At 52.0% G+C, this 15,979-nt stretch carries 10 protein-coding genes and 6 tRNA genes; all 16 read right to left on the reverse strand.

The features are described from left to right. Nucleotides 1-38 precede the first annotated feature (38 nt). Nucleotides 39-2,387 carry an STY4851/ECs_5259 family protein gene (locus HB860_RS05880; protein WP_247626032.1) on the reverse strand — a complete coding sequence of 783 codons (2,349 nt, stop codon included), beginning with the start codon at nucleotides 2,385-2,387 and terminating at the stop codon, nucleotides 39-41. A gap of 84 nt (nucleotides 2,388-2,471) precedes the next feature. Continuing rightward, a complete protein-coding gene (locus HB860_RS05885) occupies nucleotides 2,472-5,507 on the reverse strand; it encodes a type I restriction endonuclease subunit R (RefSeq protein WP_113978626.1) in 3,036 nt (1,011 codons plus the stop codon). A 16-nt stretch (nucleotides 5,508-5,523) separates the two neighbouring features. Further along, the gene (locus HB860_RS05890) at nucleotides 5,524-6,531 is read right to left on the reverse strand and encodes a Fic family protein (protein ID WP_113978627.1); all 1,008 of its coding nucleotides are present in this window, start codon (nucleotides 6,529-6,531) and stop codon (nucleotides 5,524-5,526) included. Between the two features lie 2 nt (nucleotides 6,532-6,533). After that, nucleotides 6,534-7,823, reverse strand: a complete 1,290-nt coding sequence (locus HB860_RS05895) for a restriction endonuclease subunit S (RefSeq protein WP_204509410.1) — start codon at nucleotides 7,821-7,823, stop codon at nucleotides 6,534-6,536. A gap of 13 nt (nucleotides 7,824-7,836) precedes the next feature. Next, nucleotides 7,837-10,230 carry a type I restriction-modification system subunit M gene (locus HB860_RS05900; protein WP_113978629.1) on the reverse strand — a complete coding sequence of 798 codons (2,394 nt, stop codon included), beginning with the start codon at nucleotides 10,228-10,230 and terminating at the stop codon, nucleotides 7,837-7,839. Between the two features lie 45 nt (nucleotides 10,231-10,275). Next, the gene (locus HB860_RS05905) at nucleotides 10,276-11,211 is read right to left on the reverse strand and encodes a WYL domain-containing protein (protein WP_425592094.1); all 936 of its coding nucleotides are present in this window, start codon (nucleotides 11,209-11,211) and stop codon (nucleotides 10,276-10,278) included. A gap of 110 nt (nucleotides 11,212-11,321) precedes the next feature. Beyond that, the gene (locus HB860_RS05910; protein ID WP_133280082.1) at nucleotides 11,322-11,783 is read right to left on the reverse strand and encodes a hypothetical protein; all 462 of its coding nucleotides are present in this window, start codon (nucleotides 11,781-11,783) and stop codon (nucleotides 11,322-11,324) included. Nucleotides 11,784-11,851: 68 nt separating this feature from the next. Then, nucleotides 11,852-13,129, reverse strand: coding sequence for an HsdM family class I SAM-dependent methyltransferase (locus HB860_RS05915; RefSeq protein WP_113978632.1), 1,278 nt, complete (start codon nucleotides 13,127-13,129; stop codon nucleotides 11,852-11,854). Continuing rightward, a complete protein-coding gene (locus tag HB860_RS05920) occupies nucleotides 13,129-13,728 on the reverse strand; it encodes a restriction endonuclease subunit S (RefSeq protein WP_052814506.1) in 600 nt (199 codons plus the stop codon). Before HB860_RS05920 ends, HB860_RS05915 begins: the two co-directional genes overlap by 1 nt. Nucleotides 13,729-13,893: 165 nt before the next feature. Beyond that, nucleotides 13,894-14,580 carry a hypothetical protein gene (locus tag HB860_RS05925; RefSeq protein ID WP_155488264.1) on the reverse strand — a complete coding sequence of 229 codons (687 nt, stop codon included), beginning with the start codon at nucleotides 14,578-14,580 and terminating at the stop codon, nucleotides 13,894-13,896. Between the two features lie 636 nt (nucleotides 14,581-15,216). Continuing rightward, nucleotides 15,217-15,293: transfer RNA gene (locus HB860_RS05930), tRNA-Val, on the reverse strand. A 34-nt stretch (nucleotides 15,294-15,327) separates the two neighbouring features. Continuing rightward, nucleotides 15,328-15,404 (reverse strand) — tRNA-Val (locus HB860_RS05935). A 29-nt stretch (nucleotides 15,405-15,433) separates the two neighbouring features. Then, nucleotides 15,434-15,510: transfer RNA gene (locus HB860_RS05940), tRNA-Val, on the reverse strand. Between the two features lie 121 nt (nucleotides 15,511-15,631). Then, nucleotides 15,632-15,708, reverse strand: a tRNA-Val gene (locus tag HB860_RS05945). 15 nt (nucleotides 15,709-15,723) lie between these two features. After that, nucleotides 15,724-15,800, reverse strand: a tRNA-Val gene (locus tag HB860_RS05950). 11 nt (nucleotides 15,801-15,811) lie between these two features. Next, nucleotides 15,812-15,888: transfer RNA gene (locus tag HB860_RS05955), tRNA-Val, on the reverse strand. Nucleotides 15,889-15,979 lie beyond the last annotated feature (91 nt).

Genomic DNA, 15,979 nt, shown 5'->3' on the forward strand with positions numbered 1-15,979 from the left:
ACCCCATGTCCGGGTGGATCACTTTTCAATCGGCGAAATTAGCCAGAGTGGATCAGTTTTCGGTCGGCGTTGACACATAATGGTAGGTTGACTGGATCACGCTCTGGTTCGGCTAATGGTAATGCCTGCAAAAGTTCTTCTGCTTCGGTTTGTTCGAGAATTATTTCTCGGGCATTGTCGCTCAAGAAGGCTATGTGATTTTCTAGGCAGATGCGTGTCGAGTATCTTCCGACCTCCAAACTGGCATGCGTCTGATGGCCGTGAATCAGTTCAAGCAAGACGGTGTGATCAAGTCTCGGATGGCAGGAAAGCATTTGCTGAATCTTTGGGATTAATTCAAACAAACGAATTTCTCGCACACCGATATATTTGATTTCCTGTGAGAGGCTGGTTCGACTTTTGAGTCCAATGGTTGATAGTCGCAACCGCCAGTGTGCTGCTCCTTGGGCTGACATCAATATGGCTCTGCATCCGACCAGCTCTCCAATGGTCAATACCTGGTTGTTTTCAAGTGGCGTGTTATTACGCAATAGCGTGACGCCATAAGCAGGGAAAGGCAGTGTCAGTTTTTGTTCCCCCCCCGGCCACTGCAAACTGAGTGGCACAGAGGTAACTGGGCGGGCAGAGTTGCTCTTCAAGTCCAAAATCAAGTCTGAACCATCGTGCTTTGTTTTTAGTTCTATCTCCTCGGTTTCAGAGCGGACCGGCAGATTAGGCCAGTTTACAAGTCGAATTATTCCCTCGAGGGGGCTTATGCCCGGTTTGTAAGTAATCCCTGCATCAGGCGGAAGAATCACAGCACGAGTACTGAGCAATCGTTGCTGATCTTTTCTCCAGATCAACCGACATAAACCAGGCGCCTTCGTTTGCTCAAGCCGCTGTTCGCTATTTTGTACGCTGGCAAAAAGTTCATGGGACGGAACATCACTGGCATAACCACTCTCCTGAACAACCCGTAGACGCGGCGTACCACAGAACAGTAATCCAGGCGTGGAGGTTGCCTCGATGGTATTACCCGTCCAATGGCTATCAGGGAGTGCAGGCACACAGGAAGAAATGTGTACCCTGAATGTCTGACGTTGGTAAACGAGCCGAGTGTCGCCAGCAGGCAGTTCCATCAACTTCATGCCATTCGATAGATTATTGCAGAGCTCTTGTGCTTCACCTTCCTCGGAAAAGACAATTGTCTTGGGGGGAATGGCAACCAGTGCAGAGGATCCTTTGAGCCGAGCATCACCCTGTGCAATCAGGCGAGCAAATGGCGGCGTGTTCTCAAAGATCAACGGCTCATCATGACTTAATTCTTCCCCACCAGGCAGGTTGGCAATATGTAGTGTGGCCCCCCAACGACTGACAATCAGCTGAGCTGAGTCATGTAAGGCTTGAATCAATGGTAGGGGTTTGGCTATCAGCTGATATTTGTCTCCTCGGAGTAAGGCTTCACCTGCCATGTACTCTTGCTCCCCAACACGCAAGACCAGTTGAAAATGTGGTGGTAGCTGCTCGCAGGGAAAGCCAAGCGCGTTGGCAACATGCTCACGATTGGCTTGAGCTTGCATAATAAAAGAAAGTTCATACTGGGGCGGGGAACCATCGGTACTAAGGCGCAGCCCTTTCAGGATCTGAAAAGGTGTCTGCCGCGACAGGGGGGGGATGCTGACTACACTTCTCACAAGTCCCTTGATCAGGCTGGCCGCAGCTTGACTATCAAGCGTTATTGGAAATATATCCTCCCAGTCTGGACACTCTTTCTGTAACTTGCCTATGGGGTCGGACACATCATGAAGCTCATACGTGGCTCGGATATGCAGCACTGCTTTGATGAGGTTATCCAAAAGTTCATAGACGGGCGACTGTTGATAACACACTGGCAAGAGCGCGGCTTGTGCTTCAACAGCTTGACGCAGTTGTTCATCGTGTAGGTTGTAGTGCAACGCCTGCTCGGTGACCATTCTAAGGAGTCTGGCCAGTCCGCCTTGGGCCGATTCCACCAAACGCATCGGTAGGCCACCACTCATGGCGACCAGGCCGATAAAACGTTTGCCTTCGGTTTTGATCGAAGTTTGCAGGCACCATTGTTGATGCCCGTCAATGACCAGATTCCGGATTTTATCGTGGGATAGACTCTTTAGTCCTGCTGCTTCGCAAAGCGGTCCCCAGCGCCATGCTCCACCAGCATAATCACGTTTCCACCATTCAGCCGCGAAGAGGAGCCAAGCAGCAGGGTAGTGCCGAGACAAATGGAACTTGTCTGCATAATTTTGTAAGAGGCGTTTTAATGACTCGAATTCATCCGTCGAAGTTTTGTACGCGAAAAGTGGACGCTCATCAGGATGTTTTAACCCACGTCTTGCTAAAAATTCCGAAATCCATTGGTTAATTTGCACTTTGATTTCCCTTTTCCCGATTCATCATGACGCGCCACAAAACGGCAATCCAAGAGTCATTTCATCTAAAAAAATTACGACGATTTACATCCCCACCATTCTTTGGGCGCTTTGCATCCATGAGGCTTTGAAGGCGAGGTCGTTGGCGAACAGCTTATAGAGCTCCAGTTCGTCTTTGCGGCGTGCCAGCATGACCTCTTTCATGATTTTCTCGAAGGCCAGTTCCCGGTTGATCGGGTCCGGGTTGTTCTGATACTTGGCCTCGAAATCGGGGTGCTTTTTCACGCTATCGATGATGTTCACGAACTTCACCTTCTGCTCTTCCGGGGTCGAGCTCCAACCCTGGAACCACTTCTCGTTAAAGCTCTTGATGATCTCGTCCAGCGGGTCGGTCTCTTTTTCTGTGCCGTGAGCGCCGCGTGGATTGGGGTTTTGTGGATCGAGCTCTGAATCGTCGGCGTCCAGGGTGATGGTGTGATTGAGCTTCACACGCTGCAGGCCGTAGGAGGAGAGATCTACCGATTCGAGCAACTCATCGAGCAGGTCGGCATCCGGATCTTCCACCTTGAGCTTGGGGATCAGGAACTTGAGGAACCAGAACAGTTTTTCCCACGTCAGCATGTCATAGGGCATGATGGCGGCCATCTGGCCGTAGATTTTCACGAACTGCTTGGCCTTGATCTTGATGTCGGCCTTCTCTTCGTTACTTAGCTCCAGCTCATGATTGAAGCGCTCAGCGGCCTTATCGATGATGACGCTAAGCTGCTGGGCGTCTTCGTTGTTGAAATAACGCGCCACAAAATCCTCGACCTCGAACCACTCGTAGACAGCGCTATCGTCCAGCGCGTCCTTGAGCTCATGCAGCACATTGATGTCGGTGGCGCCGGAGAGCGAGGTGGCGGTGTAGAAGGGATCGAACGCTGCCTTCATGTCGTCTACCGAGTTGAAGAAATCGAGGACAAACAGATCTTCGGTCTTCTTGCCCCACTTGGGCGCGGCGCGGTTCAGGCGGGAGAGGGCCTGCACGCACAACACGCTAGCCAGCTTCTTGTCGACGTACATGGTGCAGAGCTTGGGTTGATCGAAACCGGTCAGGTATTTGTTGGCCACAATCAGCAGCCGATACTCATCGGTATCGAATTTGTCACGGGTATCGTTCTCGGGGAACCCGTTCAGATCAGCCTCTGTGTATTCAATGCCATCCACCTCCTTGCTGCCGGAGAAGGCAATCAGCGCCTTGAACGGATTACCCAGCGCCTCCAGCTGGCGGGTAATGGCCTTGTAATAGCGGATAGCCGAGATGATGTTCTGCGTCACCACCATGCCCTTGCCTTTGCCCTTGAGCTTCTTGGCATTCACCACATGGGGAATAAAGTGCTCGAGCATGATCTCGGCCTTAACGTCGATCGTCTCCTGGCTGCCTTCCACATAAGCGCGCAGTTTCTTCTGTGCCTTCTTGCTGTCAAACAGCGGGTTATCTTCGATGGATTTGCTGATCTCGTAATAGCTGCGGTAGGTGGTGTAGTTGGCCACCACATCGAGGATGAAGCTCTCCTCAATCGCCTGCTTCATCGAATAGAGGTGAAAGGGCTGGTAGGTGCCATCGGCCTGTTTCTGGCCGAACTTCTCCAGCGTGGTGTTCTTCGGCGTGGCGGTGAAGGCAAAGTAGGAGGCGTTGCCGCGCATCTTGCGCGCGCGCATGGCCTGCAGGATCAGATCCTGGGTGTCCTCCATCTCCTCCTCGGTGTGTATCTTGCCCATCGCCGCGTTCATCTTGCCGTGGGCATCCCCGGATTGAGAGCTGTGTGCCTCATCGATGATCACCGCAAAGCGCTTGTCGCTCAGATCGCTGATGCCATCGACGATAAACGGGAACTTCTGGATGGTGGTGATGATGATCTTCTTGCCGTTCTCCAGGGCTGACTTGAGTTCGGATGACTTGTTGGCGGGCGCTATGATGTTTTTGACCTCGGAGAACTCCTTGATGTTCTCGCGCAGCTGTTTGTCCAGCAGTCGCCGGTCGGTGACGACGATGACCGAATCAAACAACGGCTGATCGACGGCCTTGGCTCCATGCACATTGACGCTTGCCGGGTAAACCTCGATCAGCTGGTAGGCGGCCCAGGTGATGGAGTTGGATTTGCCAGAACCTGCCGAGTGCTGAATAAGATAGGTCTGACCTACGCCGTGGTGGCTGGCATGGTCTATCAGCCTGCGCACCACATCCAGCTGATGGTAGCGGGGGAAGTACAGGGTGCGTTTGCTCAGCAACTCTTTGGCTGACCCATCCAGACGCACAAAGTGCTGGATGATGTTAGCCAGGCTCTCCTTGGTGAAGACCTCTTGCCACAGATAGGCGCTCTTATGGCCGGTTGGGTTCGGCGGGTTCCCCTTGCCATGGTGATGCCCCTTGTTAAAGGGCAGGAAGAAGGTCGCATTCCCGGCCAGCTTGGTGGTCATATAGACTTCGTCGGTATCGACTGCCATATGCACCAAGCAGCGGCCAAAGTTGAGTAGCGGCTGATTGATATCGCGATCTTCCCGGTACTGCTTCTGGCCGTGGTAACGGGCATTCTGGTTGGTCCAGGGGTTTTTCAGCTCCAGGGTGATGAGCGGGATGCCGTTGATAAACAGCACCATGTCGATCTCTTGCTTGGGGTTCTGCGCCGAGTAGGCCACCTGGCGGGTACAGCTAAAGAGGTTGGCGGCAAAGTGTTGGTGCACAGCCGTACTGCTGCTGGCCAGCGGGGCCGGGTACATCAAGGTCAGGTGGGCATCGTCAAGGCTCAACCCTTTTTTCAGCAGATGCAGTACCCCCTGTTTTTGCATGATGCGGTCGAAACGCTCCAGCACCTTGCGTTGCCAGTCATGGGGGTGATGCTGCTTGAGCTTGGCCAGCTCCGAGGCTTGGGTGGTCTCGAGAAATTGCCAGAACAGCCGGGTATCGATGGCGTACTGCTTGTCAAAATCGCTAGCCAGCCCCAGCACAAAGCCATGATGGGGCTTGGCATAGACAGCGGCCGCTTCGCCGATGCCACTGCCGAGCGTTTCCAGACACTGGCCGGTCAGGGCCTGCTCGATGGCCGCTTCAAGGGCCTGTTCTTTGGTATTGCTGACCATGCATACTCCCTGCTCGTTATTTCTTGTTAACCTGCCAGTGGCCGTTTTTCTTGGGCCCGATAAATGTCAGTGCCCCTTGGGCTTTAAGCTTGGCGACGGCGCGTTCCACGGTGGAAAGCGCCTTACCCAGCCGCTGTGCTACCTCGGCTAGCGTGATCTGCGGATGCTGTTGCAGCAGACTCAGGATCTGTTCCGGGGTTTTTAGTGGTGTTTGTACCCGCATTTCTACCTGCGTTTCTACCCGCGTTTTTTCACTATCCGCTTGGGTATGGATGGCTTCTTGCAGGCTGTCTTCAATGGCTTGCAGTAAAAACTCGATAAAGGCGGAACAATGGCTTTTCTGATCCGATTCAGTCAGTAACTGGTAATAGGTTTGCTGGCGATGTTTGATGACGGTTTCCACCGGCAGGAACGCGAGCATGGGTTGCCAGTGGCTTAAAATCAGGGTTTGCCACAAGCGCCCGATACGGCCATTGCCATCACCAAACGGGTGAATAAATTCAAACTCGTAATGAAAGGCGGCCGAGGCGATGAGCGGGTGGGCGTCGGTGTGCGCTAACCAGTCGAACAGATCGGCCATCAGGCGCGGGATCTGGCTGGCCGGTGGGGCCATATGCACCAGCTGTTCACCGCGATAGATGCCAGCTCCTTTACTGCGCCAGTGGCCAGCATCATCAATCAGGCCATGCAGCAATAAGGCATGTGCGGCCAGTAAGTCGTCGATCTGATGCGGGTGCCACTGCTCCATTGCTTCATAAGCGGCAAAGGCATTGCGCACCTCCTGGATCTCTTTGGGTAGACCCAGCACGGTTTTGCCCGCTAACACGGCGGTGACCTGTTCCAGCGTCAGGGTGTTTTGCTCCACGGCCAGCGAGGCCTGAATAGTTTTAATGCGGTTGCCACGGCGCAGCTCAGGCACCAGCCGGTTTTGGTTGGCCGCCTTCCATGTGCCAATCAGCTCGCCGATGCGGGCCACATGGCGCATCATGGTGTGGGTGAGCTGAAACGGTGGTTGATAGCCCATGGCTAGACCACCTTAATCTTACCGGTCACGGCGCTATTAATCAGAGTGGTTTTGTATTCTTTTAAAGCTTCAATCTGCTGTTCTTGCAGAGACAGAGCCTTGTCGATAACGTCCGATTCTTTTTGAACGTGTTCAATTATGTAGTTTTGCTCTTCGAATGAGGGGAAGCCCATCTCCATGTCGAAGAACATATGGCCATAAAATCTCAGTCGAGATGAATGCAGACCAGTAGAAACCTTATTGTAATGCTCAATGTAGTTTGTTGATTTTAAGAGATACTCTAAGAAAATAGGATTAAACGTACTTTCTGCTTTCGCCCTGAAAACCCCATATGACGGACTTACAATGCCTCTTCTATCTGAGACACCCAGAGCTCCCATCCACGCCCACATAATGTTAAATACGAGGTCATTTTTTTCACAGGTTTTAGAGCCGGAATAATCCTCAGCCATAAACATATTGACGTTCTTTTCAGAACGGGGTGTAACGCCTGTGATGTGCGACACGGAAAGTAATTCCTCATCGCCATTCACAGAGCGCTCATCTATTTCATTGAACAAATATTTAGCTCGTTTAACGATCCAATGCTCCGGGATCTTGCCAATCCACTCCACACCGGAATCTTTCATCGGCACAGTCGGGTCGAGACCTTGGGTCACAGCCTGCTGGATCAGGATCTGCTTGCGCTCGTTAAGCAGCGCGATCTGCTGCTCCTTGATGGCAATCGCTTCGTCAATCTGGTTGGTTTTCGTATCCAGAAAATTGGCGATGGCGGTTTGTTCAATATACGAAGGTAAAGCAACAATTGTTCTCCTCAAATGAGGCCAATATAAATTTCTCTGGATAGTTCCAACACCTTTTGAACAGATAAGATATTGCGACACCATGCTTCCATCACGGAAAAGATAATTGGCATATTTAGGGTTTATCTCTTTAGATAGAGATAAGACTAGGTAGGCGGGACTAACTATTCCAATATGGTTGGATACGCCAACAGAACCTCTCCATGCTTGCTGGTTGTTTAATACGAAATCCCCTTTTTCCACAAATTGATATTTTGATAGATCAAGGCTGGTGACGTTTGTGCGCTTTTCGTCCACATCGCTGAATTTAATTACCCCTCTATCTAGATAGACGGAGAGTAATTCCTCATCTTGCTTGTTGATGATGGATTTTATTTTTGCGATTTTGAATAAAGGGTAGATATCCCAGCAAGATGGGATATCTCCAAAGAATGGATTGCCACTCCATTTATAAGTTTTATATTTTTGCATAGCAGTCAGCGTCATCATTATCGTCTCCTGCTTATGCCTGGGGTAGGGATGTGGTGAGACCCAAAATCTGGGCAATCAGGCCATCGGCTTGTTTTTCCAGCGTCAAGATCTCCTGAGCGACGGTCTCGAGTGAGCGCAGCGGTTTATGGCAGTAGAAGTACTTGTTAAAGCTGATTTCATAGCCGATCTTCACCGATTCCATATTCAGCCAGGCTTCCCCGACATGGGGTTTGACCTCATCGAGGAAGTACTGGTAGATGCTCTGGCTCAGTGGCACCGACTCGCTGTCGCGCAAGTCGCTGCTGCTCTCGTAAGTCACGAATTCGCCTTTTTTGCCAGTGGGGTAGTAACCGAAATCCGGCAGATCGGCCTCTTCACAGCTATAGCGCTCCAGCAGTTCGGCCAGCTTATCGGCGTTGAGTTTGACCACCTTTTTCACCACCTTGGCGGCGGTGTCGTCATACCAGCTGACGGCATTGAGGATGGCGTTTTTATCGGTCGCCGAGAGTTTGAGTTGGTTGGCCTTGAGTGCGGCATCGACCTCGTCTTTAAACTGGTTGAAGTCGTTGAACTCCTGGTCACCGATGCTCTGCATCAGGGTCTGGGCCACAAACAGCAACTGCCGGGCGTCGAGCCAGAAGCCGGTATCGAGCAGTTTGCCCTTGGCCTTGGTATTGAGGCTGATCTCGTTCTGTTCGCACCACTCGAGGATGGCGTTGCTGTGTTCCTGCAAGAAGCCGGGGGTATAGACCTTTTCCTGATAGCGGTCGTAGCAGTAGGCCATCACCTCGGCCAGCGACTTGTCAAAGCGCAGGCTTGCGATGCGCTCGGCGCTAAATTGGGCCTTGCGGCGGTCCGGCCGCTCGACGGTGACCTTGTAGTAACCAAAATCCTCGTTTTTGAACACCTTGCTGGCGATGCCGATCGGGTCACCATTAGCGTCCAGCTGGCGTTCTACATTGCTACAGGCGAGATAGGTGTTGGTGATTTCTTCAATATGCTTGGGGACAAATTCGCAGTTCTTGTTTCCCAGGTTCTTGCGCAGTTTGCGATAGAGCAGGCTGGCATCGATCAGCTGTACCTTGCCTTGACGTGAGTGCGGCTTGTTGTTGTTCAGCAGCCAGATATAGGTGGTAATGCCGGTGTTATAGAACAGGTTGTTCGGCAACTGGACGATAGCCTCGAGCATGTCGTTTTCAATCAGATAGCGACGGATATTGCTCTCGCCACCGCCCGCATCACCGGTAAACAGGCTAGAGCCGTTATGCACCGAGGCAATGCGGCTACCCAAGGGGCTGGTGATGGGGGACTTCATCTTGCTGACCATTTCCATCAAAAACAGCAGCTGACCATCGCTGGAGCGTGGCGTGGCATCACAGCCCTTGGGATCCACTTCTCCCCAGTAATCGGCCAGCTGCACTTTGAAGCGGCTATCGATGACCTCAGTCCCTTCCTTGATGTATTTCTGCTCCGAGGCCCAGCTCTTGCCGTAGGGCGGGTTGGAGAGCATAAAGTCAAAGCGCATCTGGGAGAACTCATCGGTCGACAGGGTCGAGCCGACCTTGATGTTGGCCGGGTCATTGCCCTTGATCATCATGTCGGACTTACAAATGGCGTAGGTCTCGTCGTTGATCTCTTTGCCGTAGAGGTGAATATCGCGACTGGCACCCTGGGCCGGGTATTTTTCTTCGATAAAGTTCTGGGACTCGGTCAGCATGCCGCCGCTGCCGCAGGCCGGATCATAGATGGTGAGGGTAAGCGGCAGTTGATCCTGGATCGGGTCAAACACCAGGTGGGTCATCAGCTCGATCACCTCACGCGGGGTGAAGTGTTCCCCGGCCTCTTCGTTATTCTCTTCGTTGAATTTGCGGATCAGCTCTTCGAACACATAGCCCATGCCGAGGTTGGTCAGGGCGGGCAGTTTATTGCCCTCCGGATCTTCACCGTCCTCTGGCGTCAGGTTGATATAGGGGGAGATAAATTTCTCGACCACATCCAGCAATACCTGTTTGTCGGCCATATGGCGGATCTGCGCCTTGAGATTAAAGCGGCTGATGATCTCTTTGACGTTATCGCTGAAGCCATTGAGGTATTCATTGAAGTTTTCCAGCAGGATCTGCTGGTTATTGGTGGCCGCATTGAACAGGGAGTTGAGCGTCCATTTGGAGATGTTGTAGAAGACATAACCGGAGGCGGCTTTGAGCGGCTCTTCGTCCAGCTCGACGGCATTCATCTCCTGTTGCTGGAAATGGACGTCGTCCAGTACCGCTTGCTTGGTGGGTTCAAGCAGGGTGTCCAAGCGACGCAACACCACCATTGGCAGGATCACATCACGATACTTGCCGCGCACATAGACATCGCGCAGGCAGTCATCGGCAATACTCCAGATAAAAGAAACCAGTTTGTTGTGTACACTGTGATCCATCTTGTTGTCCTGTCTTTCCGGGCTCGCCCGGTAAAAAATAAAAAATTAAGTTCGACCCGGTGCCAACGTCGCATTGCTGACGTTATCGAGGCAGTCCGGATTTGCCAGCCAGAGCTGATATTCGGGGCCGTCGAGATGATGGTCGGCGGAACAGTCCACATTCCACAGGCGCAGCAGATAACCCGCCGTGGCGGCCCGCACTGTGACGTGTCTGACACCGTCTGTCATGGCGTAGTCGAGGGCGATGGCCTCGGGGTACTGACGGGCAGGGTGGGGCCTAAGCGCCAGCGTTACCTGCGTTGTCCATTGAGCATCTACGTCTGGGAGCTCTTCTGCTCGGGCCTTCTCTTCGGCCAGCAGTTGCGCGTGAGCGATGCGCGTCAGTACGAAATCCCGGAACTCGCTATGCGTGCGGTCATAGGCGCGGACATGCCAGCGCAAGCCGCTGTCGACCAGCGTGTGCGGCACTATGTCCCGCACCGTTTCCCCGCTACTGAGCGAGACATAGCGGATGCGTAGGGCACAGCGACGGTAAATCGCTGCGGTCAGTTGGGCGACAATCGCCAGTGCCGGTTGATTGAGGTGGTGCGGCGCCTCACAGGCAAAGGGCAGCATGCCTTTGCCAGAGAAGCCGTCGCCAAAGCCCTGACTCAAGGTGGCGAGGGTACGCAGCGGGTCATACTCAAACAGTGACGCAAACGCCGCGCCGCGGATGTGCACTCGTCGCTTGGCATCGTATTCGATGTTTTGCGGTGCCAGCTCGCGATAGAGCATGAAGTCTTTGGTGACCTGAGCGGGCGCCATGTTAAAGCGAGTAATCAGATCGGCCCGCACCGCTTCACCTTTGAACATCAAGGTGAAGTCGATATGGGCGATCCGCTCTCGAGTCGCCTGTGGCAGGGCCTCGAGACGTTTCTGGATGACGCTGGCTAACATCAATACTTGCACCTGATAAAAAAGATTAGGTTCATCGTAAAACAATCCAATGCGCTTGGAAACCATTAGTTGAGTAAAAAAACTAGATGCAGATGGCACTTCTTCACATCTACATCTGTTCACGCCAGCTGTATGGTCAAAAGTCGATTTGCGCGTCAGTGGTAGTGAGACTTGGCGGCAAGACGGGCATAGAACACCAGTTCAGCGAGAATTTTGAGACGCGCCTCCGCGTAGGCGTCTCTTTTGGCGTTTATTAGCCGCATATACGCCGCGAAAATCAGCTGGGGGGCATCAAAATCGATCCGTTCCCCTCGATACAGGACATACATAGGCCGGGTCGACTCACCTTGCGCTTTGCCAGCAAAAAAACAGAAGGCAGCGGTGACGACCTGTTGCGCCGTCTTCTTTCGTCCCAAGTTCAGCTTCTTATCGCCGTGAGTCACGAAATAGAACACAAAGTCATCCATCAAGCGCTTGGATATCTGAATATCCTTATGGCCAGGTGAAAGTCGATAGTCACTCGTTGGCTCTTGTTGTGGCGGCTTAGCCCAAGGTGAAACACCTTGATGGGCTTGGTAGTGAACCGTCACGTTAAGTGATACCTCTGTATTTTTCATATTTACCTCCGGTTGATGGATGATGAATTACCTCTTCTTTATTACTGGATCGGGCGGTCTGCTTATCGTTATTTAAAACTGTTTAATAACCTGGTCAGTTGCTTTTGTGATGCATCAAATCGCTGCTGCTTTTCGGCCAATAAGGCCATCTCTTTGTCGATATCGAGCCCTTCGACCTGCACCTCTTTTTCAAAGTAGCGACTGGGGCTGAGGTTGTACTCCTGAGTGCGCAGTTCGCTTAGATTGATCATTCGGCTATGTTCTGATGTCTCAGAGCCCTGCACCCAATCGGCAATCAGTTTGGCCTCATCTTGATTGAGGGTACGGCCTTGTCGGCTAGGGGAACCCAAGCCACTGGCGTCAACCAACCGAACCGGTGCACCTTGTGGGCGGGATTTCTTGAGAATGGCCAGCACTGAGGGGATACCGGTTCCCGAGATCAAACCGGCTGGAAGGCTAATCAAGGCCTCGAGATATTCACTTTCCAGCAGCGTTTGCCGGACCTGTGCATCGTAGCCTGGCCGGAATGTCCAGCCTTGTGGCATCAGTAGTAGTGCCGTTCCCTGGTCGGTCAGCTTTTGCATCGCCAATTGTAACCAGAGCCCATCGGCCGCCATGGCCGAGACCGCATCACCGGCAGGAACTTGCAGATAATCGACCCTTGCCAATTCGCGGCGTTGATCGGCTGCCAGTTTGATGCCTAATGGCGGCTCAAGGATTACTACATCCGCTGAGCTTTTACCTATGTCGGCCACCAGCAGTGCATCGGCACGATGGAACTCCATGCTCTGCGCTTCAAGGAGTAGCAAGCGGTATGAGATCAGCCAGGTGGTATGATTAATCTCCATCAAGATGGCATGTTGTGGTCGTAATGCCGAAGTCACTGCGGCCATTCCAGCTGCACCATCAAACAACGTCTTTTGTGAACAATCACCCAACAGGGCTTGATAGAGGCTAATCAAACTCGGATTGGAGCTTTCCATGCTTCTTGAGCGAGTAAAGCCGAGGCAATAGAGCTCCCGGATGGCACGAGCGAAGGCCGTAAAATCGGTAACCTGCTCCAGCCAGCTCATCAACTCAGCTAGCACCTTGTCATCGAACCGATGTGCTTCGGGACTACAAAATACGGCTTCAGGAAGCTGAAGCTGCGTTGCCAGCTTCTTTCCCAGCTCACGCATGGCTTCATATTGGTGTTTGCTGCCGGTGTTGACGATAGCGCTAAATCCATCAGGATCCTGCTTGGCCAATAGACCAAGAAACGAGAGCAGTTCGATGGCGTGCAATGGCTCCATTGCGCCACGGGCAGACTCAATAATCTGAGTCATTTTCAGCAGCATGTCTTGCATCAGGCATCTCCTTTCAGCAATTGCTCAATACAGGCATCTGCCGCTTTTTTCTGTTGTTCGGCCAGTGCGAGCGTATCCATATAGGCCAGGTTACGAGCATGGAACAGCTCGGCTAGGCGTTGCTGATCATGCAAAGATGGCAAGGGGATTTCGGTTTTTTTCAGACTCGAGGCACTGATGTTCTGGATGACTGCGCCAGTATTCATCCGTTCCAGCATGGCTATCCCCAATTGGCTGTTCAAAAAGGCAACTAGGGTTTCACCGAGCAGCAGTTCCTTCTTGGGTCGCAACAGCAGGAAGTTGGCAGAGGCCAGCACACCTAGTTGAGCGGTTGTTTCATCCACATAGGCCGCACGAATGGTACTGCCCCTTGCCAGCAGCACGACGTCACCTGTCTGGAGAGAAAAGCGCGCAATGCTTTTTTCATCCTTAACGCAGATGGGGGTCAACTGGTCGGCCTCGATCTGCCCTTGTTGATTGAGGCAACTTCCGGTTAGCAGAAAGTGTTGTGCGTCCGCAGCATCAGCTTTTTCATAGACACTATTGGTTGCACCAGTGACGATGCAATGACACAGATCTTCGATCGTATAGCTGGTCATTTTAATTTCGTTTCCTTTGTACGATTAAGCGATGAAGTTATCATTCCACGGGTGATGATATTCTGTCAATGATTTATTTCGTACGATTAAAACGATTTTAGGGGCGTTGTGTCATGCTTATGTCGCGGGCCATTGCCAGCTCATGGGTCACGTAGTAGTGCTGTTTCAGCCAAGCCAGATCGGCCTCCCAGTCTGCGATCGCTTGGCGCATGTTGGCCGACTGGCGCCTCTTGGCACTACGGATAAAGGCTGCGATTGTTTTGCCATCTTCTCTAACCGTTCGGGCTCTGCTGGGTTTCCCCATTCCGCCATATAGGCCTGATCTTCAACGAGCGGTAACTCTTGCTCAAAGACCCATTGCAATAATTTCAGGCGCTGGTTGCGATACAGGCGCTTTTCTCCGACCCGGTAGCCCACTGATTGAAAGATACCGACCTTGGGCCATTTGCTTTCGGGCAAACCGGCGTGGGAGGCTGAGATCACTGTGCTTGGCCAACTGAATAGTTTTTCTGGGCGTAGTGGTAATTCAGACTGGGGTTTTAAAGACAAGATGCGTCGGGTTGATGTCGGTCGGGGTCTAACGGCTGAGAATGCGCGAAGTGGACGAGTATGGAGCTTGCGATACATCAGATCCCGTTTGATATCGATGCGGTAGAACAGCTCCCAGTCAGGGTGCTTGCCTGAGTAATGGCGAAGTTCTGAACTGAGAGAAAAAAAAGCAGCGTCATCATACTCTTCCTCATCAACGTGGACATGACGTTGCCAAGTATGATGAATTTTTGCCACCACTTTTATTATCTGATTGAGTGAGCGAGCTGCATGTCTTGGACGCCATGTTGTAGTCGTGTACATGACTGGCGACCTATGACGATGTCGTCGTTTTTTCCCCATCGAATCGATCTCTTTGAACCACGTCAAAGGCATGATATCAGTTCTGGTTAATTCCTTAATTAATTGATATTTCGGTATTTTTACCAGCTATTCTGCGGTTTTTGTTGTGTTGTATTGAATCCGTTATAGCCACCCTCGCTCCGCCATGGATACACGGCCTAGTAGCTATGCTTTGATGGATTCAGGGGATCTTGTAAATCGCCAAACAGAAGTACCGCATGGATACCGCTAAAAGCATCCTGCAGGCGTAGGGCCTGCCGACTGACTCTTCTCGTTCGCTTGATGTTATGGGGTAGGGGCCATCAAGCTGCACTGCAACACTTCATTGTGCCTAGTGAATTGGGCACGGGATCAAATTTGTTAGGCACGAGATAAAGAATGGCCACCAATGAGCAACGATTTTGGGGCTGCGCCCGATAGGATAGGGGTCTGGCTTGGGTTTGATGAGATCAGGCGGTGCCTATGACATTGGGCACGGAAGTGCCTTTTCTAGGCACGAGGCAAAAAATAGTGTCGGATGACGCCTGATTTTTGAATCGAAAAAACTAATGCGACAAAAAGCAAAAATCCCGCTCGAAAGCGGGTTTTTTTTGAATTTGGTGCGTCCTAGTGGACTCGAACCACCGACCCCCACCATGTCAAGGTGGTGCTCTAACCAGCTGAGCTAAGGACGCAATTTGTTGTTTTTATTGATGAACTGTTTTCGAATGGTGCGTCCTAGTGGACTCGAACCACCGACCCCCACCATGTCAAGGTGATGCTCTAACCAGCTGAGCTAAGGACGCATCGTATTCGAAAATCTAATCATCAATCATGGTGCGTCCTAGTGGACTCGAACCACCGACCCCCACCATGTCAAGGTAGTGCTCTAACCAACTGAGCTATAAACCCACATCTGTGTTCAACTGGATTCGAACCAACGACATCGCCTACGCCATGTCAAAGTACTGTTCTAACCAACTGAGCTATAAACCCACATCAAATTTGCATCTGCAATTTATTCAAACTGTTATGGTGCGTCCTAGTGGATTCGAACCACCGACCCCCACCATGTCAAGGTGATGCTCTAACCAGCTGAGCTAAGGACGCATAACAGTGTCGTGATGGTGCGTCCTAGTGGATTCGAACCACCGACCCCCACCATGTCAAGGTGGTGCTCTAACCAGCTGAGCTAAGGACGCATCGCGAAAAGTGGTGGGTTTAATTGGATTCGAACCAACGACCCCTACCATGTCAAGGTAGTGCTCTAACCAACTGAGCTATAAACCCGCTTTTCATCACGCAAGCGAACACGACGTCGCTTGCGTGGTCGGCATACTACCCATGCCCCCAAAGGCTGTCAACAAGGGACATGCACAAA

Origin of the sequence: Aeromonas genomosp. paramedia, from assembly GCF_023093515.1 — a bacterium.
Lineage (GTDB): Bacteria > Pseudomonadota > Gammaproteobacteria > Enterobacterales > Aeromonadaceae > Aeromonas.